Here is a 21,358-nt window from a genome sequence, read left to right on the forward strand (position 1 = left end):
TCAGGCATAATCGCGCGCCTCACGCTGGCACCCACATAGCCACCACCGTTGCAAGGTACTGCGAATGAAAGCTCAAGCCCGCCATATTCTGGTGAAAACCTCGGAAGAAGCCGAACAGCTCAAACAACGCATCGCCAAGGGCGAAGCCTTCGATGTGCTGGCCAAGAAGTATTCCACCTGCCCGTCCGGCAAGCGCGGCGGCGACCTGGGTGAAGTGCGGCCCGGACAGATGGTCGGGGTTATCGATGCGGTGATTTTCAAAAAACCATTGCGGGTTGTGCATGGTCCGATCAAGAGCAAGTTCGGCTATCACCTGGTGCAGGTGTTTTACCGGGATTGATCGGTTGGCTGAGGGCCCCCTCGCCACAGAATCCCCTCGCCACAGGGATTGCATTTCAGTTTTTCGGAATAAGTGCTCCCGGCACCTGAATCACCCGACTCGCCAATCGATGCCCCGCTTCAGCCGCCTCAACCGGGCTGCCTCCTTTCAGGCGACTGGCCAAATACGCCGCGCTGAACGAATCCCCCGCCGCCGTGGTGTCCACAACCTGTTCGACTACCTGCGCCGGCACTTCAAACGACTCGCCATCACAACGAATCAAACACGCTTCGGCACCACGCTTGAGTACCACTTCAGGCGTGCCAATCTGCTCGTATGCGGCAAACACCGCCTCGCAATCGGAAAAATCAAACAGCGCCTGCTCGTCATCAACGGTCAGCAACGCCAGGTCAACATACGGCAGAACGCTGCGATAGGCCGCTCGTGCGTCCTCGATCGATGCCCACAAACGTGGTCGGTAGTTGTTGTCGAACACGATCCGCGCATCCCGCTGCCGGGCTTCGACCAGGGTTTCGAGCAGCTTCTCCCGACCTTGCGCACCGAGCACCGCCAGGGTGATGCCGCTGAAATACAGCACATCGTAATCCGGCAGTGCCGCCAGGATCGGCGCGGCAGCCGGGGTGGTGAAACAGTCGCGGACCGCCGCCTCGTTGCGCCAGTAGAGAAAACGCCGCTCGCCGGCAGCGTCAGTCTGGATGCAATACAAGCCGGGCAAACGGCCGGGCAAGCGCTGGACCAAACCCAGCCCGATGTTTTCATCAGCCCAGCTCTGGCACATGGCGTCGCTGAAACTGTCGTCGCCCAGAGCGGTGACGTAATCCACCAAGCCGCCCTCGCCCAACTCCCGGGACAGGTAAACCGCCGTGTTCAAGGTATCGCCACCGAAACTCTGTTGCAGACTGCCGTCGGCGCGTTGCTGCAACTCGATCATGCACTCGCCGATCAGGGCGATACGCGGAGTGTTGGGGCCGAGAGTGCTGATGGTGTTCATTGTTTTTGTAGTCCCAGGTGTTTCTGTGTTGTCTGGCCGGCCGTCATCGCGAGCAGGCTCACTCCCACAGGATTTGTGGACACTGAAGATCCAATGTGGGAGCGAGCCTGCTCGCGATGGCCGCGCCGCGGTCTGGAGCCTTAGAAACAGGTTTCCATGGTTTCGATGACATTCAGCTGCTCATCCACCAGACACCCGATACGCCACTTGTCGAACGTCAGGCACGGGTGCGAAGTGCCAAAGGAAATAATGTCCCCCACCCGCAACTCAACCCCCGGCGCCACGGTCATGAACGCATGCTGGTCCATCACTGCTGTCACCTTGCAGGCGCTGACGTCGTCGCCCGTCGCCGGCACCACGCCCGCCTTGTAACGCAACAGCGGCACCGGTAACCCGGCGTCGTAGGCCACGTCGCGTTTACCCAGGGCGATCACCGCAAAGCCCGGTTCCGGCAACGACTGCACATGCGCCCAGACTTCCATCGCCGGGCGCAGGCCTTCGTGCAGGTCGCTGCGGCGGTCGAGCACGCAGCATTGCGCTTCTTTGTAGATGCCATGGTCGTGAGCCACGTAGCTGCCGGGACGCAGCACACTGAGGAAACGCCCGCCAGCGTTCTGCGCTTCGAAGGATTCAGCGATCAGGTCATACCAGGCCGAACCCGACGCCGTGATGATCGGCTTGGGAATGGCGAACGCGCCGCTGTCCTGCAATTGCACGGCCATACGTACCAAAGAATCAGCGAATGCACGAATACCGCTCACCGCGTGATCGCCGTGAATCACCCCTTCGTAACCTTCGATCCCGGTCAGCGCCAGGGCAGGTTGTGCAGCAATGGCTTTGGCCAGCGCGACCACTTCGTCTTCCGTGCGGCAACCACAACGACCGCCGACCACGCCGTACTCGATCATCACGTTCAAGCGCACACCGCGGGAGGCGAAATACGCGCCCAGGTCAGCGACGTTGTCCGGGTGATCGACCATGCAATAGAAATCGAAGGCAGGGTCTGTCAGCAGATCAGCGATCAGCGCCATGTTCGGCGTACCGACCAGTTGGTTGGCCATCAGCACCCGATGCACGCCGTGGGCGTAAGCCGCACGAGTCTGGGTGGCACTGGCCAGGGTGATGCCCCAGGCACCGGCATCCAGTTGGCGGCGAAACAGCGCCGGGGTCATGCTGGTTTTACCGTGGGGGGCGAGTTCGGCGCCGCTGTTGCTGACAAAGTCCTGCATCCAGCGAATGTTGTGTTCCAGCGCTTCGCGGTGCAGCACCAGCGCAGGCAGGCTGACGTCACGCACCAGATTGGCGCCTGTGTGGGCAAAGCCCTTTTCCACGGTGGCAGTATTTTTCACAGAAAACATACTCGAACTCCTCACATTCGCGGCCGCAGGCAGCCGCTGTTATTCGTTGATGCGACGGGCCAGGCTGTTGGCGCTGTCGATCAGCACCCGGCGGTAGTCGTTGTAGTTGTTCTTGGCATCGGCCCGTGGGGCGACGATGCACAGGGTCGCAATGGCCACGCCGTTCGGGTCTTTGACCGGGGCGGCGAAGCAATGGGTAAAGGTGTCCGCGACGCTATCGAAAGAGAAGAAGCCATCGATAGCGGCTTGACGGATTTCACCGAGAAACTGCTCCAGCGGCAGACGCTCGCCGTTGGGCAGGATGAAATCATCGTGGTCAATCAGGTCGACGATTTCCTGGTCGCTCAAGTGCGCCAGCAGCAGGCGCCCGGAAGCGGTCCAGGGGATCGGCGCGTTCTCGCCGATGTCCGAGGAAATGCGGAAATGCCGCTCGCCCTCTTTCATCAAGGCCACGGTGTATTTGCGCCCGTTGAGCAGGCACATCTGCGCGGTTTCGCGGGTCTGGCTGACGATCTCCTGCAAGGCGTGATCGGCCTCGCGGGTCAGGTCGAAATGGCGCAGATGCGCCTGTCCGAGGAAGTACAGTTGACGGCCGAGGTAGACGTGACCGTCCTTGCCCACGGCCTCCAGAATCCGTCGTTCCAGCAGGGAGGCCACCAATTCGTAGACCGTGGATTTGGGGCTGCCGATGCCGCTGGCGATTTCGTTCGGGCGCAGGGGCTTGCCGACTTCCTTGAGGAAATCCAGGATATCGAACGCCCGGTCCAGACCGCGAGCCCGGCGCTTGATGGTGTCTTCGGTCATTTCATTGGTTCCCATAAAAGTGCCGGGAGTTTAACCAGAGTGCAGCGACGACCGTTAGGCCGTCTTCGCGGGCAAGCCACGCTCCCACATTAGATTGCATTCCCCTGTGGGAGCGTGGCTTGCCCGCGATGGCGCGACTCGGTTCAGGCCTTTTTCTTGTACGCGATGCAATCGATCTCGACCTTGCAATCGACCATCATGTTCGCCTGCACACAGGCTCGGGCCGGTGCGTGTTCGCTTTTGAAGTACTCGGAAAACACCTTATTGAAACTCCAGAAATCCCGCGGGTCTTCCAGCCACACACCGGTGCGCACTACGTCTTCGAGGCCGTAACCTGCCTCTTCGAGAATCGCGATCAGGTTCTTCATGGTCTGGTGAGTCTGTTCGACGATGCCACCCACAATGATTTCGCCATCCAGCGCCGGTACTTGTCCGGACACATGCAGCCAGCCATCGGCTTCAACGGCGCGGGCGAAAGGACGGGGCTGGCCGCCACCGGCGGTGCTGCCGGTGCCGTAACGAGTAATGCTCATGAGTGTTTCTCCTGGTTGAAAAGTGAAAATGCTTTTGAAAAAAATCAGAACCGCGTGTTCTTGAGAAACTCCGCCAGACGCGGTGATTGCGGGCGTTCGAACAGTTCCTTGGGTGGCCCCTGCTCTTCGATCCGCCCCTGATTCATGAAAACGATCTTGTCCGAAACCTCGAAAGCGAAGCGCATTTCGTGGGTCACCAGCAGCATGGTCATGCCATCCTCGGCCAGGCCTTTGATCACGCTCAGCACTTCGCCCACCAGTTCCGGGTCGAGGGCCGAAGTGACTTCGTCGAACAGCATCAAACTCGGGTTCATCGCAATCGCCCGGGCAATCGCCACACGCTGCTGCTGACCACCGGACAACTGACCGGGATAGTGATCGCGGCGTTCCAGCAAGCCGACCCGCTCCAGCCATTTTTCCGCCAGGGCCACCGCTTCATCCTTGTGCAGCTTTTTGACCTTGAGCAAACCGAGGGTGACGTTCTGCAACGCCGTGAGGTGCGGAAACAGGTTGAACTGCTGGAATGCCATGCCGGTCATGGCCCGATGCCGCGCAATGACTTTTTCCGCGTGACGCACGCGCTTGCCGTTGACCTCGTCATAACCGATGGACTCGCCATCAAGCATGATCCGCCCGCCCTGGAACTCTTCGAGCATGTTCACGCAACGCAGCAGCGTGGTCTTGCCCGAGCCACTGGAACCGATCAGCGTGACGACGTTGCCGCGCTGCATGCTCAGGTCAACGCCCTTGAGCACTTCGAGCTCGCCGTACTTTTTGTGCAACCCGCGAATGTCCAGCAGGGGCTGATCGTTGTGAGCGTTATTAGATGGAGTCATGGCAAGGCCACCCGCTTTTCAATGTGCCGGCCGAGTAATTCGATGGCGTAGTTGATGACGAAAAACAGCAATCCGGCGAACAGGTAAAACTCGAGGGTCATGAAAGTCCGGGCGATGATCTGTTGCGTGCTGAGCAGCAATTCAGCGACCCCGATCACCGACAGCAGCGTCGAAGCCTTGACGATCTCGGTGGACGAGTTGACCCAGGTCGGCAAGATTTGCCGCAACGCCTGAGGCAGCAACACGTAGCCCAAAGACTGAAAGAACGTCAGGCCGATGGCCTTGCTCGCTTCCATCTGACCACTGGGCAGCGCTTGCAACGCGCCGCGTACAATTTCGGCGACGTGGGAGCCGCAGAACAGCGTCAGCCCCAACGCACCCGCCTGAAACGCACCGATCTGCCAGCCCAGCGCCGGCGCCATGTAAAAGCAGGCGAGCACCAATACAAACACCGGCGTACCGCGAATGATGTCGACATAAAACCGAAACGGCGCGCGCATCCAGAATTTGCCGTAGGTCAGCACCAGGCCGGCGACGATGCCGACCATCGTGCCCAGCAGAATCGCCAGGGCCGAGACCTGCACACTGGTCAAAAAGCCTTGCCACAGCACTTCCCGGGCAACCCATAACTCATGCAACCAACTGGGGGATTCGTACATGTGGGCCTCCTATCGGCGAATCGCCAGACGCTGTTCGAGGTAGCGCAGCATCATGGCAATGAGGTAACAGGCCGCCACATAGAGCGCGGTGGTCACCAGCCAGGTTTCAATCACCCGGTAGCTCTCGACATTGATCTTGCGTGCGTAATAGGTCAGTTCCGGCACGGCAATCGCCGCGGCCAGCGAAGTGTCCTTGAACAGCGAAATGAAGTTGTTCGACAAGGCCGGCAGCACATTGCGCAGCATCACCGGCACGGTGATGTACGCCTTGACCTGCCACTCGCCCAGACCGATCGCCAACCCGGCTTCGCGCAGGCCTTTGGGAATGCTCAACAGCCCAGCGCGGAACACTTCGGTCAGGTAGGCCCCGGCATACAGCGACAGGGTGATGATGAACGACGGGATCTTGTCCAGACGAATGCCCAGACTGGGCAAGGCGAAGTAGATCAACAGAATCAACACCAGAATCGGCGTGTTCCGGATCACCGTCACATACACCGACGCCAGCACCCGCAATGCGCGGTGCTTTGACAGCAAAGCAAACGCCATCATCAGGCCGATCACGCAACCGATGGCGATCGACACCAGCGCCAGCTCAAGGCCCAGACCGAGCCCCGCCAGCAAGGTGTCGAAATCGCGCCACACGGCGGCAAAATTCAACTGATAGTTCATGGTCAGCAATACCTTGAGCGGGGCGATACATCACCGCCCCGCTCTCACAGGATCATTTGAATTCGACAGGGAAACCGATCGTAGGTGTTGGAAGGTCTACACCGAACCACTGTTTGAACGACGCGGCATACGTCGGGAACTCAACGCCTGTCATGCCTTCATGCAGGACGGTATTGACGAAGTTCAGCCAGTCCTGGTCGCCGCGCTTGACCGCGCAGGCGTAGGTTTGCGGGCTCCAGGCATACGCCGGGCTGCGATAGCGCCCCTGGTTCTGCACCATCAGGTATTTCACCGACGACTGATCGGTCGCAGCGGCGTCGGCACGGCCGGAGTTCACCGCCTGATACATCAGGTCCACGCTGTCGTACTGATCGACCTTGGCCTTGGGCAAGGCCTGATGCACCAGTTCTTCGGCGTACACGTTCTGCAACACCGCCACGGTCACACTGTCGCCGGCGGCTTTCAGGTCTTCGATTTCCTTGTACTTGCTGTTGGCCGGCAACAGCAGGCCGACGCCTTCGCGGTAGTACGGCAGCGTGAACGCCACTTGCTGGGCGCGGCTGGCGGTGACGGTAATGAACTGGCAACTCATGTCGACCTTGTCGGTCAGCAGGTTAGGAATCCGCGCATCGGACGACTGCACCACGAACTCGACTTTGCTCGGATCGTTGAACAACCCCTTGGCCACCATCCGCGCGATATCGATATCAAAACCCTGCAACTTGCCATCCGCTCCCTGGAAGTGCCACGGCGCATTGGTACTGCCCGTGCCCACAATCAGTTTCCCGCGGGCCAGCACGTTATCGAGCTTGCTGTCTGCCGCCTGGGCCACGCCCATGACAGCAGCCGAAGCCGCGAAAACAAAAACACACGCTTTAAACAAGGAAGGTCGGCGATGCATGGCAAGCACTCCAGGGTGATGTTTATTCCGCTATACCGGATGTTGGTATGTAACAACGGAATAGACAGCAGAAAGTGTGCCACAGGATGTGAGGGGAATGTTGGGGAGATTGAAAAGTGTTTTGAATCAGATGGATGGAGAAAAATACAAAACCAACGTTACGAAACGCACAGGTGAATGACCGCTACCGTTGGCTACAAAGTGCGGGTACCTGGTTCACAGTTGGAGTTTTTATGGGCTAATTCGGTGCGGTACTGCGTTGGACAAGGGAGGCGGAAAATAAGCTTGATAAGGTCGATTAGCGTTCGGCTGCATCCATTTCCAAGCCCGCTGAGTCGGTCGGGTTGATCCTGTAACACGGTAAGGAGTGTCCAAGACTACGTAGGAAAACCTACCTACCTGTTATTTCTGACAGTAGACCCATCCCTGCGCCTTCCTTTACCGTCGATGGACCGTCAATGGCCGTTGTGAAAAGGAGATTTCAATGAGCTCGAAAATCGCTCGCAAAACGCTGGCCCCGGTCTATCGCAAGGCCTTGAAAACCTGGCGCCCAGTGATCCTGTACTTTGGCAGTGAACACTGTCCCGCCTGCGAAATGGCCGGACCGGTGTTTCGCCAGATTGCCGAACCGTATCGGCATCACGCGCAGATCTACATGCTGACCACCAGCGAGTCCCCCCGGCACCCGGACGTCACCGGCACACCCACCGTGCTGTTTTACAAGGAGGGAAAGCTGCTGAAGAAGCTCAAGGGAATCGGCACCGAGCAAACCCTGCAAGAAGACTTCGCCAGGCACATTGGCAAGGTCAAACCCAGATACGTAGCTCGCAAACCGAGCCATGACCTGGCCTGGTTGCATCAAACTCTGCGGACTTTGTGCACCGTACCTCGGGCACGTCTGGTGGGCAGGGCTTGAGTTGTCTGTCGCCGGATTGAGCGCTTTCGCGAGCAAGCCCGCGAAAGCCCCTCAAATCCGGCGAGAATTACCCGTCGATACGCGCCAGCAACACACGTGTGACACGCCGCTCTTCAATCGCCACCACGGTCATCCGCCAGCCTTCCCACTCATGACTGTCACCGATGATCGGCAGGCGATCCAGCAAGCTCACCACCAGCCCGGCCAGAGTCTGATAGTCGTCGGTGGGTTCTGCCGCAAATCCGGTCCGCTGTCGCACGCGCGCCAGGTTCAACGCGCCGCTGACCATGAATCCACCCTTCTGCTCGACCACATCCGGGCCCTCGATTTCGCTGGCGTCAGGTAACTCGCCGGCAATCGATTCGAGAATGTCGGTCATGGTCAACACACCGACGAAGTCACCGAATTCATTGACCACAAACGCAATGTGCGTCGAGGCTTTGCGCATCTGCTCCAGGGCATTGAGGATCGAGTAACTGTCCAGCAAGTTGATGGTCTTGCGCGCTAACTGCTCAAGACCGGGCGAGTGGCCGGCCAGGTGCTCCTTGAGCAATTCCTTCTTGTGCACGAAGCCCAGCGGCTCATCCACGGCGCCATCGCGAATCAGTGGCAGGCGTGAATAGGACGAATGCATCAGGCGCGTGCGAATGGCCTCGGCATTGTCGGACAGGTCGATGTAGTCGACGTCAGCGCGCACGGTCATCAAGGTGCGGATCGGCCGCTCGGCGAGTTGCAGCACACCGCTGATCATCACTCGCTCACGACGATCGAACAGTTCTGCGCTCGGTGCTTCACCGTTGTCCAGCATGTCGGCAATCTCCTCGCCGACCTCCTCCGCCGCCAGCTTGCGGCCACCGAGCAAACGCAGCACGGCGTGGGCCGTGCGCTCACGCATCGGTCGCAGGCCCTGCAAGGATTTCTTGCGGCGAGCCCGGGCGATCTGGTTGAAGACCTCGATCAGGATCGAGAAGCCGATGGCCGCGTACAGGTAACCCTTCGGTATGTGGAACCCCAGGCCTTCAGCGGTCAGCGCAAAGCCGATCATCATCAGGAAGCCCAGACACAGCATGATCACCGTCGGGTGTTCGTTGACGAAACGGGTCAGCGGCTTGCTGGCGACGATCATCAGGCCGATGGAAATAATCACGGCGATCATCATCACCGCCAGTTCATCGACCATGCCCACAGCGGTAATCACCGCGTCCAGAGAGAACACCGCATCGAGCACCACGATCTGCGCCACGATCGGCCAGAACAGCGCATAACCGGCGTTGGACGAGCGTTGGCCGATATGGCCTTCGAGCCGCTCGTGCAATTCCATGGTGGCTTTGAACAACAGGAACACCCCACCGAACAGCATGATCAAGTCGCGGCCGGAGAAGCTCTTGTCGAACACCTCGAACAGCGGCTGAGTCAGCGTCACCAGCCAAGAAATACTCGCCAGCAGGCCCAGGCGCATCAGCAACGCCAGGGACAAACCGATGATCCGCGCACGGTCGCGCTGCTCGGGCGGCAGTTTGTCGGCGAGGATGGCGATAAACACCAGGTTGTCGATGCCCAGCACCAGCTCCAGCACAATCAACGTCAACAGGCCCAGCCACGCGGTGGGGTCAGCTATCCATTCCATAAAAACGTCTCGATCTCTTCAGTGAATTCAGAATGCCGGGCACGGCAAGGCGCGGCGCGGAAGCCGTGGAACTGCAATATCAAAGGTCTTCAGAAGTCGAAAGACTGGGTGTTTCGCGTGCATCAAGACCGCGCAGTCGCGCGAGGAGAAAGGATAACCGGGAGGCTCCAAGAGGGTGTTCATGCAGGTCCTGAAAGGAAAAAGGCCTTGGAGCGTACAGGCGAAAGCGACATTTCCTACAGCTGGAAATCATTACAAAATCTGTAATCAGCGATTTTTGACCTGTTCGATATACCTCGCCACTGCCGGTGATTTTTCGAACCGCCGATAAATCAACGACAACCACGAGCTCGCCTCGCAACCTTTGATTGCCCGGTACAACACCCCGGGCAAACCTACATGCCCCACCACTGATTCGGGCACCACCGCAACGCCCTGCCCCAACGACACCAACGCAATGACCGCCACCAGCCCGCCCGGTTGCGCCCCCAGTTTCGGTGCAAATCCGCCCTCGGCGGCGACTTGCAAGGTGCCGCTGATTTGCTCCGGCAGGATGAACGTCTCGTTCTGCAAATGTTCCGGGCCAATCTCTGGCAGTCGGCACAGCCAGGACTCGGCCGGCAGCGCCAGCACAAAGCCTTCTGCGTCCAGGCGAATGGCTTCCAGGCCCTCTGGCAAGGTCATGGGTGAGCGGACATAGCCAATATCGAAACGCCCCTCGAGCACCATCATCGGCAATGACGCCATGGGACTTTCCCGCACGTTCAGGCTGACGTCAGGACACTCGCGGCCGAAAGCTTGCACCTGTTTCTGCAGCACGCCCGAATACACCGCCGACGCCACGTAACCCAGTTCGATATGGCCAATATCCCCGCGCCCGGCGCGCTGGGCGTTGTACTGAGCGTATTCGAATTGCCGCACCGTCGCCTCGGCCTCGATCAGCAGCGCGGCGCCGGCCTCGGTCAGGCTGACTTCACGTGTCTGGCGCACGAACAATCGCGTGCCGAGTTCGTTCTCCATGTCCTGGATCTGTCGAGTCAAAGTCGGCGGTGCGATACCGAGTTGTTCAGCGGCGCGGGTGAAGTTGCCTTGCCGGGCAACGGCCAGAAAATAGCGGAAATGGCGAATATCCATCGGTGCGTTAGCTCAAAGGTAATGAAGTGACAAGGCGTACCTAACAAGGACGGTAGCAACCGGCGATAAGCTGCACTGACTTTTACAGTAGAGAAACGCTGCCATGCCCGTCAAACCCAAGGTGAGCCCGCGCCTGACATTACTCACAGCCTCAGGCGTTTGCTCGCTGATCGTTCTCGACACCAACATCGTCGCCGTTACCCTGCCTGCGATCGCCCGCGACCTGGGCGCAAACTTCGCCGACATCGAATGGGTGGTCAGCGCTTACATGCTGGCCTTCGCGGCCCTTTTGTTGCCGGCTGGCAGCATCGCCGACCGCTTTGGTCGGCAGAAAACCCTGCTCTGCGGGTTGGCCATTTTCGTTCTCGCGTCCATTGGTTGCGGTGCCGCGCCCAACGCGCTGTTCCTCGACATCGCCCGGGCGATCAAGGGTGTCGGCGCGGCCTTGCTGCTGACCTCGGCCCTCGCCTCCATCGGCCACACCTTTCACGACGAAGTGGAACGGGCCAGGGCCTGGGCATTCTGGGGCGCATGCATGGGAGTGGCGATGACCGCTGCGCCGACAGTCGGCGGGCTGATCACCGAATACCTGGGCTGGCGCTGGATTTTCTACCTTAACCTGCCCGTCGGATTGTTCCTGATGGTGATGGTCTGGCGTGCCGTGCCAGAGTCCCGCGACACTCAGTCCGCACGCCTCGATCCCTGGGGCAGCCTGGCGTTCAGTGCGAGTTTGCTGTGCCTGATCTGGGGGCTGATCGAGGCAAACCGGATTGGCTGGAGCAATCCGCTGACCTACGCTCGGCTGATCGGCGGTGCCCTGTTGCTGGGGCTGTTCGTGGTGATTGAACGGATGCAGCGGCGGCCGATGGTCGACCTGCAACTGTTCAAGCATCCGCGTTTCATTGGCGCGCTATTGGGCATGTTTGCCTATGCCGGTTGCGCCCAGGTGATGATGACCTTGCTGCCGTTCTACCTGCAAAACGGCCTGGGCTTCTCGGCCATCGCTTCAGGGTTGGGGATGTTGCCGTTTGCCCTGACCATGCTGATTTGCCCGCGCATCGGTATACGTCTGGCGAGTCGATTTGCCCCGGCCACATTGATGGCCGCCGGTTTGACCCTGGTCGGCAGCGGCAATCTGCTCAGTGCCTGGGCGGTCAGTAGTGGCGGCTACCTGCCCTTCGCCCTGGCGATTGCCGTGACGGGTGCCGGTGCCGGGCTGCTCAATGGCGATACGCAGAAGAACATCATGGCCTGCGTGCCACGGGAGCGTACCGGCATGGCGTCAGGCATGAGCACCACCATGCGTTTCAGCGCAATCGTGCTGGCCATTGGCGTGTTCGGTGCATTGCTGTCCAGTCACACCGAACTATTGCTGCGTACGAGCCTGACAGCACAAGGTGCGCAATGGCTCGGCCAAACCCAAGACATCGCCTCGCGGGTAGTGGCCGGTGACATGACGGCGGCGATGGGCCTGTTACCGGAAACCGCGCGCACGATGGTCGAACCGTTGGCCCGACAAGCCTTCGTCGGCGGCTTCAGTCTGTTGCTGTGGGTAGCGGGGTTGTTGGCATTACTGGGTGCGCTGGTGGTGGGCACGCTGATGCGCAATCCCATTCCCGCCCACTCAACTGCGCCAATTCACCAACCTTCATCCCGGCCTCATTTGCGCGCTTGACATTAAAGTTAACTTTAAGCTTAGCCTCTGCTCATCACTGATGAGGAGTCAAAGTATGTCGCCCTTCCAAATGTTGAATTTGCCCAACGGCCAGACCATCGGCAACCGCATCGCCAAAGCCGCGATGGAAGAGAACCTTGCCGACAGCGGGCAGGCCCCTGCGCAGGCCTTGTTCCGGCTGTATCAGGCGTGGGCCGAAGGCGAAGCTGGCCTGTTGCTGACCGGCAACGTGATGATTGACCGCCGCGCCATGACCGGCCCCGGTGGTGTGGTGCTCGAAGATGAGCGGCACCTGGAACGCTTTCGCCAATGGGCCACTATTGGTCGGGCCGGTGGCGCGCAGTTCTGGATGCAGCTCAATCATCCTGGCCGTCAGACCATGGCCAACCTCGGCCAGCAAGCGTGGGCGCCATCCGCAGTGGCACTGGATCTGGGTGGGTTCTCGAAGATGTTTGCCGAGCCCAAGCCCATGAGCGAGCACGACATCGAAGAGGTCATCCAACGCTTCGCCACCAGCGCTGCCCTGGCGGAAAAGGCCGGGTTCACCGGGGTGCAGGTTCATGCCGCACACGGTTATCTGATCAGCCAGTTCCTCTCGCCCTTGACCAACCGCCGAACCGATCGCTGGGGTGGTTCCCTGGAAAATCGCGCGCGTTTGTTGTTGGCGGTGGTCAGCGCCGTGCGCAAGTCTGTATCGCCGCAGTTTTGCGTGGCGGTGAAGCTCAATTCCGCGGATTTCCAGCGCGGCGGTTTCGACGCAGACGATGCCCGGCAGGTGATCCAGTGGCTCAACGATCAATCGATCGATCTGCTGGAACTTTCCGGCGGCAGCTACGAAGCACCGGCCATGCAAGGCGAGGCCCGGGATGGTCGGACCCTGGCGCGTGAGGCGTACTTTCTGGAGATGGCCGGGGAATTGGCCCGGGTGGCGAATATGCCGGTGATGGTGACCGGCGGGATTCGACGCCTGGCGATCGTCGAACAGGTGCTCGACAGCGGCATCGCCATGGCCGGAATCGGCACAGCGCTGGCGATTGAACCGCAACTGGTCAAACGCTGGCGCGAAGGTCAGAACAGCCACCCGCAACTGCCGCCGATTCGCTGGAAGCGCAAACCCCTGGCAGCCCTGGCGAGCATGGCCGTCGTGAAATTCCAGCTCGATCGCCTGAGCCGTGGACGCAAGACCCGCCCTGATGTTTCGGCGCTATGGGCGTTGATTCTCGACCGCGTGTACATCGCCCGGCGGACTCGCCAGTACCGGCAGGCGATGGAAATGAAGTAATCCAATGTAGGAGCGAGCCTGCTCGCGATAGCGCCCCATCAGTCAAAAATTGATATCGCCTGACACACCGCTATCGCGAGCAGGCTCACTCCCACAAGGGCGGCGTTTGCGCTGCGAGGGTGTTTACCGTCCGGAAAAACGCAATCGGGAGACCTGGCGAAAATCGCCTCCAAATGTAGGAGCGAGCCTGCTCGCGATAGCGCCCGACCAGTCAAATCTGATGTCCCCTGATACACCGCTATCGCGAGCAGGCTCACTCCCACAAGGGCGGCGTTTGCGCTGCGAGTGTGTTTACCGTCCGGAAAAACGCAATCGGGAGAGCTGGCGTAAATCCCCGTCGAGGTAATAGTCATCGGTCCAGCTGTCATCCGCCGCCAACGGATGGACCTGCTTGAGCGCGAGTTTTCTGGCGAAGTAGCGAAAGCGGTAATGCTCGTAGAACCGCAGCAGTTCCAGGCCATAACGGTCTGCCAGGTCGGTATCGCCGCGAATGATCAGGTAGTTCTCGTCATTGCCATTGCTGGCCGCGGCACTGAGGTTATGGCTGCCGCTGATGATCGTCGGCGCATCGCTGGTGAAGTCCGTGACCACGGCTTTGGTGTGCACCAGCAGGTTGCCCTTCTGGCCTTTCATGTTCTCTCGAAGCCAGCCTTCCAGCCCGGTGTTGAGCAGCGCGGTGGCGGCGAATTCGGCGCTGCGGTCGGCGTGGAAACCGGTGATGCGGCTGGCGGTGTTTTGCAGGCCGTAACGCAAAATGTCGTCGTGGGGCAAGCCGAGCAAAGCGTTCAGGATGTCGTCGGGCAAGGCGAACGCGGTGACGAACAGCACGTCTTTTTTTGCAGCGTTGATGATCTCGACAAACGCTTGCAGGTCCCCTTTGCCCGAGCGGGGTGAGAAACCGGTGAACATCGGCTGCAGCGAATCCATCGGGTTGTTTTGCGTAAGCCAGTTTCGGGTGGCACCGACATCCGCAGGGTTAGCCCAGACCTGCTCGAAGGTGTGCAGATAGCTGGTGCCGACGCGTGTGTCGTCCAGCACATGCACCACGTTGGCCTGGCGGTAAACGCCGTTGGGCGTGAAGTTGGTGCTGCCGCAAAGCACCGCTTCGGGCTGACGCTGTCCCGCTGCGTCGAGCCGGCTCAGCACCATGAACTTGTTATGGAAGATGTTATGGGTGACCCGTCCGCGTTTGTTCTGTGCCGGGATTTTCTCCAGGCTGGCCTCGTTCATGGCGGTGTCCTCATCGCCCGGCTGGGCGTGATAAAGCACGCGAACGTTCACCCCACGTTCGAACGCGGCATTGACCGCATCGACGATGGCCTGCAATTCATACTCGTAGATGGCAATGTCCAGCGCCCACTGGCCATCCACCGCACGCTCGATAAACCCCAGCAAACGCCCGAGCAAACCGTTTTCCAGCCATTGCCGCGGAGCATCCGGCCAGGCTTCGATGGGCAGGTTCTTGTTGGCGCTGATCAGCGCGTCGAGCTCGGGAAACTTGCGCTGGAACGCCTGGCTGGCCGCCACTGCGCGATTGAAGATGACACTTTGGTTGTTCGGTTGACCATTGTCGGAGGTGACCGTCACTTCCAGAAATTCACCCAGTTGCGGCGCATCAACGCTGCCATAGGCCAGGTGGATTCGGTAATGGATCGTCATCCCCGGATTGACCGCGTAATCGGCCCAGCGAAATTTCTGTAATGGCGCGATATCGCTGGGGGTGGCGTGAAACTGGGGAAAGGTATGCGCCTTGCCGGGGAAGGTCAGGCTGTTGAACAGGAACAGCCAGGGTTTGGCGCCTTGCTGCTTTTCGATGGCGAACCCCAAGAGGCCTTTGCGCCGGTGTTCGGCCAGGTCCATGGCCAACAGCACGCCATTGGTGCCGGCGTAGGCTTTGACACGAAAATCGTCCTGAAGGTTGGCGGCTAGAACACGCATGACTCACTCCTGTGAAGATCTTTTCGGATCACTCCATATCATCGATATGTCGATATTCGGCCTGTAACTCGGCAGCCATCACCTTAGCCCGCCCAAGCCGGATCGGCCCGCGTTCGATGTCGATCAGCAGCCCCTGACAATCAAGCGCCGGCAACATCGACCAGTCCTTCAACCGGCCATCGGTCACCAGCAACAAGCGCTGCCGTTCCGCCGGAAAACGTTTCTGCCTGACCGCCAGCCAGCGCCCCGCCTCACCCAGCGCCGCCAGCAACGGCGTACCCCCGCCGGCTCCCAGCCCATCTAACCAATTGCGCAAACCCGCGGAAGCTTTCAACCCTTGCACTTGCCATTTCGGCACATGTCCACTGGCCGTGAGCAACGCCAGACGTACACGCTGGCGATAGGCATCGTCGAACAATTGCGCGAGCAAGCCCTTGGCATCGCTCATCGCCTGATGGCGGCGAGTTGAAGCCGAGGCATCAACGATCACCAGCCACAGTTCGTGGGGCGAGCGAGTGCGCAGGTGAAACAAGACATCGTCGCGTTGACGCGGACGACCGTTCAGCAAGGTGCCGGGCCAATTGATCGAGCCGCTGCGCGCTGCGTGACGTTTACCCTGTTTGCCGTTGTCCAGCCGTCCGGCCCGGGGTCTGGCATTCGCCCCCGCGTCAGATCGAGGGCGAATGCCTAGGGCTTTTTTGGCCAGCTCGGCACGTCACGTCGGGCACCCACCGGGAGCGCCTGAGCGGGCATTTCACCCCATTGGCCCTGGCCTTCGCTCGGGTTGGAATGTTGCGTAGAGGGCGGCTGATTTTGTTGCGGCGCCGGTGGCGATGACTCGCGACGGCGATGGCGCAAGGCAAACTCGGCAACGGCGTCGATGTCTTCCTCGGCGATGGCACTCGCCCCGCGCCACGCGGCGTGGGCCCGTGCCGCGCGCAACCAGACCAGGTCGGCGCGCAAGCCGTCGACCCCGGCGGCAAAGCAGCGCTCGGTAATCTGCGCCAGCGCAAGATCGTCGAGCGGGATGCTGGCCAGCGTGCTGCGTGCTTTCTGGCAACGTTCGCGCAGCGACTGCTGTTGGCGTTCCCATTCGGCGCAGAAGCTGTGGGGATCGCTGTCGAAATCCAGCCGCCGCCGGATGATCTGGCCGCGCTCGACCGGTGCTGTGTGACCGCTGAGGGCGACGTTCAGGCCAAAACGATCGAGCAGTTGCGGACGCAGCTCACCCTCTTCCGGGTTCATAGTGCCGATCAGCACGAACTTTGCCGAATGCCGATGGGAAATGCCGTCGCGCTCGATCAGGTTGGTGCCGCTGGCGGCCACATCCAGCAGCAGGTCCACCAGGTGATCGGGCAATAAGTTGACCTCATCAACGTAGAGCACGCCGCCGTCGGCCTTGGCCAGTACACCGGGGGAAAACTGTGCACGACCCTCGCTCAGGGCGGCGTCCAGGTCGAGGGTGCCGACCAGTCGTTCTTCGGTGGCGCCAAGCGGCAAGGTGACGAATTGGCCGCTGGCGAGCAAGTCCGCCAGGCCACGGGCCAGCGTTGACTTGGCCATGCCGCGGGGGCCTTCGATGAGCACGCCGCCGATTTTCGGGTCGATGGCGGTCAGGTAGAGGGCGAGTTTCAGATCGTCGGCGCCGACCACGGCGGAAAGCGGGAAATGGGGGGTGTCGGTCATGTCGGGTCTCGTTTGTGGTCGGTAATGTGATCGTTCCCACGCTCTGCGTGGGAATGCAGCCCGGGACGCTCTGCGTCCCAAGAGCCGAACGCGGAGCGTCCGTTGAGGCATTCCCACGCGGAGCGTGGGAACGATCCGGCTAACTGTCTTCTTCGATGTCCAGCAACAAATTCTCCAGAGCCTCGCGGTAGTCACCCGGCTCCTTCCACATCCCCCGCTGCTGCGCCTCCAGCATCCGCTCGGTCATGTCACGCAACGCATGCGGATTATGCTCACGAACAAAATCCCGGGTCGCGGGGTCCAGCAAATACGCATCCGCCAGCAACGCGTACTGGTGATCGTCGATCAGCTGCGTGGTAGCGTCGAAGGCAAACAGGTTATCGACCGTCGCTGCCAGTTCAAACGCGCCTTTATAGCCGTGGCGCTTCACGCCGTCTATCCACTTCGGATTGGCCGCCCGTGAGCGAATTACCCGGTTCAGCTCTTCCTTCAAGGTGCGGATCTTCGGCAGGTCCGGCTGACTGTGATCGCCATGGTAACTGGCCGCCGCTTCACCGCTGAGGCTTTCCACCGCCGCGAGCATGCCGCCCTGGAACTGGTAGTAGTCGTTGGAATCGAGCAAGTCGTGTTCGCGGTTGTCCTGGTTTTGCAGCACAGCCTGAACCTGGCTCAAGCGCTGAGCGAACTGCGCTCGCGCCGCGGTGCCTTCGTCAGAACCGCCGTAAGCGTAGCCGCCCCAGTTCAGATATACCTCGGCCAGGTCGTCGCGGCTTTGCCACAGACGACCATCGATGGCGCCCTGCACGCCCGCGCCGTAAGCACCGGGTTTGGCACCAAAGATGCGCCAACCGGCCTGACGCTTGGCTGCCTCTTCATCCAGCCCCGATTGCATTAACGCTTCGCGCTCGGCACGCACTTTGGCGGCCAGGGGGTTGAGGTCGTCCGGCTCATCGAGGGCGGCGACCGCTTGCACGGCGGCGTCGAACAGGCGGATCAGATTGGCAAAGGCATCGCGGAAAAATCCGGAGACGCGCAAGGTCACGTCCACGCGCGGACGGTCCAGCAGACTCAGCGGCAGAATCTCGAAGTCGTCGACCCGTTGACTGCCGGTGGCCCAGACCGGGCGCACACCCATCAGCGCCATGGCCTGGGCGATGTCGTCGCCGCCGGTGCGCATGGTCGCGGTGCCCCACACCGACAGGCCGAGCTGGCGCAGGTGATCGCCGTGGTCTTGCAGGTGTCGCTCAAGAATCAGGTTGGCCGACTGGAAACCGATACGCCATGCGGTGGTGGTCGGCAGGTTACGCACGTCCACCGAATAGAAGTTGCGCCCGGTCGGCAGCACGTCGAGCCGTCCGCGACTCGGCGCACCGCTGGGGCCGGCCGGCACGAAGCGGCCGCTGAGGGCGTCGAGCAGACCGCGCATTTCCGCCGGACCGCAGGCGTCCAGCCGTGGCGCGACGACTTCGCGCAGGTTGTCGATGATCGCGCTCACGTCAGACCAACCTACCTCCTGTGGGAGCGGGCCTGCTCGCGATAGCGGTGGGTCAGTCATATCAATGTTAGCTGTCACACCGATATCGCGAGCAGGCTCGCTCCCACAGGGGTCGGGTTTGGCTTGAGGTTGGTTCACCGTTTGGGAGATCAGATGAGCGGCGAACAGTTCCAGACGTTCGCGGGTATCACCGGCTGTGCGCCAGACTTCATCGGTGAGGGTTTGCAGTTCAGTCGGACGTGGCCCGGTCCAAGGTTCGGCGAGCGCGCAATCCAGCGGATCGAAGCCCAGCGTGAACGCTTTGGCCAGGGCTCGCAGCAGACTCGATTGTGCACCGCGCCCATCGCCTCGCGGAATGCGCAACAACGCCAGTAAGGTGTCGATGCGCAAGCGCCCGGTCGGCGACTCGCCAAACACATGCAGACCGTCGCGGATCTGTGACTCTTTCAAGTCGCACAAATAGGTATCCAGACGCGGCAACCAGATCGCTGCATCGGCATCACTGTCGAGCTTTTCGTCCAGTTGCAGTTCGCGGTCGATGTGCGTCTCGCGCACCAGTTGCAGGATGTCGCGCTGCAATTCCCGGGCACGGCGCGGATCGAGCATTTGCGCTTCGTAATACTCGTCGGCGAGTAGTTCGAGGTTGCGCAACGGGCCGTACGTTTCGGCGCGGGTCAGCGGCGGCATCAGGTGGTCGATGATCACCGCTTGCGTACGGCGCTTGGCTTGGGCGCCCTCGCCCGGGTCGTTGACGATAAATGGATAGATGTTGGGCAGCGGACCGAGCAGCGCATCCGGCCAGCAATGCTCCGACAGCCCGACGCCTTTGCCCGGCAACCATTCGAGGTTGCCGTGCTTGCCGACGTGGATCACCCCGTGGGCGCCGTAGGTGTTGCGCAACCAGAAATAGAACGCGAGGTAACCGTGTGGCGGCACCAGGTCCGGGTCGTGATACACCGCGCTCGGATCGACCTGATACCCCCGCGCCGGTTGAATCCCGACGAAGGTCAGGCCAAAGCGCAGCCCAGCGATCATCATTCGCCCGCCACGGAACATCGGGTCGCTTTGCGGCAAGCCCCAACGTTCCAGCACCGCTTGGCGATTGGATTCGGGCAAGGCGTCGAACATCAGGTTGTAGTCGTCCAGCGCGAGGCTTTGCATGCACGGGCGCTGGTCGAGGGTGTCGAGGTCATTGCTGACGCCGCCGAGTAATTGCTGGATCAACGCGGTGCCGCTATCAGGCAACTCGGCCGGCAGCGGATAACCTTCTTCATGCAGCGCACGCAGGATGTTCAGCGCCGCGGCCGGAGTGTCGAGGCCGACACCATTGCCGATGCGCCCGTCGCGGGTCGGGTAGTTGGCGAGGATCAGGGCGATGCGTTTTTCAGCGTTGGGCACTCGCGCCAGATCAATCCAGCGTCGCGCCAGCTCAGCGACAAAATCCATGCGCGCAGGTGCAGGTCGATAGCAGACCACATCGGATTGACTACGCTCGCTGCGCCAGGCCAGGTCCTTGAAGCTGATCGGTCGGCTGATGATCCGCCCATCCAGTTCCGGCAGCGCGATGTGCATCGCCAGATCGCGCGGCCCGAGGCCTTGTTCGCTGGCGCGCCAGCCGGGCTCGTTGTCCTGGGCGCAGATCGCCTGGATCACCGGGATGTTGCGGCGAAACGGTCGCAAATGCGGCGCTTCGGGGCTGGACTGGGCGAAACCGGTGGTGTTGAGAATGACGCCGGCCTCGACTTCATCCAGCCAGTCCTCGACCACCGTCAGGCAGCCGGGTTCCTTCAAACTGGCCACAGCAATTGGCAACGGGTTCAACCCCGCCGCCTGCAAACGCTGGCAGAAAATATCGATGAAACCGGTGTTCGCCGCCTGCAAATGCGAGCGGTAAAACAGCACCGCCGCCACCGGTTGACCGGCCTGCCAGTCGGCTTGCCAATCCTTCAGTTCAGCGGGGCTTTTGTGAGGGTGGTAAATCGCTGTGCGCGGCAGGGTTTGCGGCTCGGCCCAGGCGTAGTCGCGATCCAGCCAGCGATTGGCAAGGCAACGGAAAAAATCCAGGGCATTACCCATGCCGCCCTGACGCAGAAACTGCCAGAGTCGGTCGCGGTCTTGCGCGTCCACCGTGCTCAGGTCGCTGAGTTCCGGGTCCGGGCGGTCATCGCCGGGCACCAGAATCAGCTGTACACCGCGCTCCGACAGTTGCACCAGACGCTCGACGCCGTAACGCCAATAGGCGATGCCGCCGTGCAGCGAGATCAGAATCACCTTGGCGTGGCGCAGCACTTCGTCGACATACAAGTCGACCGAGGCGTGATTCTGCACCTGCATCGGGTTGGCCAGGCGCACGCTGGGGTAATCGTCGGGCAACTGCTGCGCGGCTTCGGCGAGCAGCGCCAGGCTGGAGTCGCCGCTGCACAGGATCACCAGCTCGGCGGGGGTTTGTCCAAGGTCGGCAATGTTGTCATCCGACACGAAACCGCCGGGCTGGGTCCTGAGCAGGTGCAT

18 protein-coding genes are annotated in these 21,358 nt (G+C 60.9%); 4 read left to right on the forward strand and 14 right to left on the reverse strand.

The window, feature by feature from the left end; translation table 11 throughout:
* The first annotated feature begins 64 nt into the window (after nt 1-64).
* Nucleotides 65-340: a peptidylprolyl isomerase gene (locus tag AC3WP4_RS00740; RefSeq protein WP_007898282.1), complete on the forward strand. Its 276-nt coding sequence runs from the start codon at nt 65-67 to the stop codon at nt 338-340.
* Between the two features lie 55 nt (nt 341-395).
* On the opposite strand, the gene AC3WP4_RS00745 is transcribed toward AC3WP4_RS00740, so the two are convergent.
* The 8 genes from AC3WP4_RS00745 to AC3WP4_RS00780 form a co-directional block, all read right to left on the reverse strand.
* Entirely contained in the window at nt 396-1,331 is a 936-nt protein-coding gene (locus AC3WP4_RS00745) for a sugar kinase (RefSeq protein ID WP_102614313.1), read from the reverse strand.
* Between the two features lie 140 nt (nt 1,332-1,471).
* Nucleotides 1,472-2,689 carry an amino acid deaminase gene (locus AC3WP4_RS00750; protein WP_102614312.1) on the reverse strand — a complete coding sequence of 406 codons (1,218 nt, stop codon included), beginning with the start codon at nt 2,687-2,689 and terminating at the stop codon, nt 1,472-1,474.
* 39 nt (nt 2,690-2,728) lie between these two features.
* Nucleotides 2,729-3,493, reverse strand: a complete 765-nt coding sequence (locus tag AC3WP4_RS00755; RefSeq protein WP_033061664.1) for an IclR family transcriptional regulator — start codon at nt 3,491-3,493, stop codon at nt 2,729-2,731.
* Nucleotides 3,494-3,636: 143 nt separating this feature from the next.
* Nucleotides 3,637-4,026 (reverse strand): RidA family protein, encoded by a 390-nt coding sequence (locus AC3WP4_RS00760; RefSeq protein WP_007898265.1) that lies wholly within the window; start codon nt 4,024-4,026, stop codon nt 3,637-3,639.
* A 44-nt stretch (nt 4,027-4,070) separates the two neighbouring features.
* Nucleotides 4,071-4,862: an amino acid ABC transporter ATP-binding protein gene (locus AC3WP4_RS00765; RefSeq protein ID WP_102614311.1), complete on the reverse strand. Its 792-nt coding sequence runs from the start codon at nt 4,860-4,862 to the stop codon at nt 4,071-4,073.
* Nucleotides 4,859-5,521, reverse strand: coding sequence for an amino acid ABC transporter permease (locus tag AC3WP4_RS00770; protein ID WP_074877545.1), 663 nt, complete (start codon nt 5,519-5,521; stop codon nt 4,859-4,861). Before AC3WP4_RS00770 ends, AC3WP4_RS00765 begins: the two co-directional genes overlap by 4 nt.
* Before the next feature lie 9 nt (nt 5,522-5,530).
* On the reverse strand, nt 5,531-6,193 hold the full coding sequence (locus tag AC3WP4_RS00775; protein WP_074877547.1) for an amino acid ABC transporter permease: 663 nt from the start codon (nt 6,191-6,193) through the stop codon (nt 5,531-5,533).
* Between the two features lie 52 nt (nt 6,194-6,245).
* On the reverse strand, nt 6,246-7,094 hold the full coding sequence (locus AC3WP4_RS00780) for a transporter substrate-binding protein (protein WP_074877549.1): 849 nt from the start codon (nt 7,092-7,094) through the stop codon (nt 6,246-6,248).
* A 484-nt stretch (nt 7,095-7,578) separates the two neighbouring features.
* Here AC3WP4_RS00780 and AC3WP4_RS00785 point away from each other — a divergent pair, with 484 nt between their 5' ends.
* Nucleotides 7,579-8,010, forward strand: coding sequence for a thioredoxin family protein (locus AC3WP4_RS00785; protein WP_102614310.1), 432 nt, complete (start codon nt 7,579-7,581; stop codon nt 8,008-8,010).
* Nucleotides 8,011-8,077: 67 nt separating this feature from the next.
* On the opposite strand, the gene AC3WP4_RS00790 is transcribed toward AC3WP4_RS00785, so the two are convergent.
* Both AC3WP4_RS00790 and AC3WP4_RS00795 read right to left on the reverse strand, forming a co-directional pair.
* Nucleotides 8,078-9,637 carry a TerC family protein gene (locus tag AC3WP4_RS00790; protein ID WP_102614309.1) on the reverse strand — a complete coding sequence of 520 codons (1,560 nt, stop codon included), beginning with the start codon at nt 9,635-9,637 and terminating at the stop codon, nt 8,078-8,080.
* A gap of 267 nt (nt 9,638-9,904) precedes the next feature.
* On the reverse strand, nt 9,905-10,771 hold the full coding sequence (locus tag AC3WP4_RS00795; protein WP_074877560.1) for a LysR family transcriptional regulator: 867 nt from the start codon (nt 10,769-10,771) through the stop codon (nt 9,905-9,907).
* 103 nt (nt 10,772-10,874) lie between these two features.
* On the opposite strand from AC3WP4_RS00795, the gene AC3WP4_RS00800 reads away from it, so the two are divergent.
* Together AC3WP4_RS00800 and AC3WP4_RS00805 are read left to right on the forward strand one after the other, a co-directional pair.
* A complete protein-coding gene (locus AC3WP4_RS00800) occupies nt 10,875-12,446 on the forward strand; it encodes an MFS transporter (RefSeq protein WP_102614308.1) in 1,572 nt (523 codons plus the stop codon).
* Between the two features lie 55 nt (nt 12,447-12,501).
* Nucleotides 12,502-13,728 (forward strand): NADH:flavin oxidoreductase/NADH oxidase family protein, encoded by a 1,227-nt coding sequence (locus tag AC3WP4_RS00805; protein ID WP_102614307.1) that lies wholly within the window; start codon nt 12,502-12,504, stop codon nt 13,726-13,728.
* Nucleotides 13,729-14,019: 291 nt separating this feature from the next.
* On the opposite strand, the gene AC3WP4_RS00810 is transcribed toward AC3WP4_RS00805, so the two are convergent.
* The 4 genes from AC3WP4_RS00810 to cobN form a co-directional block, all read right to left on the reverse strand.
* Entirely contained in the window at nt 14,020-15,666 is a 1,647-nt protein-coding gene (locus tag AC3WP4_RS00810; RefSeq protein WP_102642470.1) for a phospholipase D-like domain-containing protein, read from the reverse strand.
* Between the two features lie 28 nt (nt 15,667-15,694).
* Nucleotides 15,695-16,234 carry a vWA domain-containing protein gene (locus AC3WP4_RS00815; RefSeq protein ID WP_256581314.1) on the reverse strand — a complete coding sequence of 180 codons (540 nt, stop codon included), beginning with the start codon at nt 16,232-16,234 and terminating at the stop codon, nt 15,695-15,697.
* 119 nt (nt 16,235-16,353) lie between these two features.
* Nucleotides 16,354-17,352 carry a magnesium chelatase ATPase subunit I gene (locus AC3WP4_RS00820; protein ID WP_074877571.1) on the reverse strand — a complete coding sequence of 333 codons (999 nt, stop codon included), beginning with the start codon at nt 17,350-17,352 and terminating at the stop codon, nt 16,354-16,356.
* A 139-nt stretch (nt 17,353-17,491) separates the two neighbouring features.
* Complete coding sequence (gene cobN, locus AC3WP4_RS00825) at nt 17,492-21,358, reverse strand: cobaltochelatase subunit CobN (RefSeq protein WP_102614304.1); 3,867 nt, start codon at nt 21,356-21,358, stop codon at nt 17,492-17,494.

This window comes from Pseudomonas sp. FW305-20 (assembly GCF_058788075.1).

Bases quoted from the DNA above. Each gene is read 5' to 3' on its own strand.
- AC3WP4_RS00740 (WP_007898282.1), top strand. From the start codon at position 65: ATGAAAGCTCAAGCCCGCCATATTCTGGTGAAAACCTCGGAAGAAGCC.
- AC3WP4_RS00745 (WP_102614313.1), bottom strand. From the start codon at position 1,331: ATGAACACCATCAGCACTCTCGGCCCCAACACTCCGCGTATCGCCCTG.
- AC3WP4_RS00750 (WP_102614312.1), bottom strand. From the start codon at position 2,689: ATGTTTTCTGTGAAAAATACTGCCACCGTGGAAAAGGGCTTTGCCCAC.
- AC3WP4_RS00755 (WP_033061664.1), bottom strand. From the start codon at position 3,493: ATGACCGAAGACACCATCAAGCGCCGGGCTCGCGGTCTGGACCGGGCG.
- AC3WP4_RS00760 (WP_007898265.1), bottom strand. From the start codon at position 4,026: ATGAGCATTACTCGTTACGGCACCGGCAGCACCGCCGGTGGCGGCCAG.
- AC3WP4_RS00765 (WP_102614311.1), bottom strand. From the start codon at position 4,862: ATGACTCCATCTAATAACGCTCACAACGATCAGCCCCTGCTGGACATT.
- AC3WP4_RS00770 (WP_074877545.1), bottom strand. From the start codon at position 5,521: ATGTACGAATCCCCCAGTTGGTTGCATGAGTTATGGGTTGCCCGGGAA.
- AC3WP4_RS00775 (WP_074877547.1), bottom strand. From the start codon at position 6,193: ATGAACTATCAGTTGAATTTTGCCGCCGTGTGGCGCGATTTCGACACC.
- AC3WP4_RS00780 (WP_074877549.1), bottom strand. From the start codon at position 7,094: ATGCATCGCCGACCTTCCTTGTTTAAAGCGTGTGTTTTTGTTTTCGCG.
- AC3WP4_RS00785 (WP_102614310.1), top strand. From the start codon at position 7,579: ATGAGCTCGAAAATCGCTCGCAAAACGCTGGCCCCGGTCTATCGCAAG.
- AC3WP4_RS00790 (WP_102614309.1), bottom strand. From the start codon at position 9,637: ATGGAATGGATAGCTGACCCCACCGCGTGGCTGGGCCTGTTGACGTTG.
- AC3WP4_RS00795 (WP_074877560.1), bottom strand. From the start codon at position 10,771: ATGGATATTCGCCATTTCCGCTATTTTCTGGCCGTTGCCCGGCAAGGC.
- AC3WP4_RS00800 (WP_102614308.1), top strand. From the start codon at position 10,875: ATGCCCGTCAAACCCAAGGTGAGCCCGCGCCTGACATTACTCACAGCC.
- AC3WP4_RS00805 (WP_102614307.1), top strand. From the start codon at position 12,502: ATGTCGCCCTTCCAAATGTTGAATTTGCCCAACGGCCAGACCATCGGC.
- AC3WP4_RS00810 (WP_102642470.1), bottom strand. From the start codon at position 15,666: ATGCGTGTTCTAGCCGCCAACCTTCAGGACGATTTTCGTGTCAAAGCC.
- AC3WP4_RS00820 (WP_074877571.1), bottom strand. From the start codon at position 17,352: ATGACCGACACCCCCCATTTCCCGCTTTCCGCCGTGGTCGGCGCCGAC.
- cobN (WP_102614304.1), bottom strand. From the start codon at position 21,358: ATGCACCTGCTCAGGACCCAGCCCGGCGGTTTCGTGTCGGATGACAAC.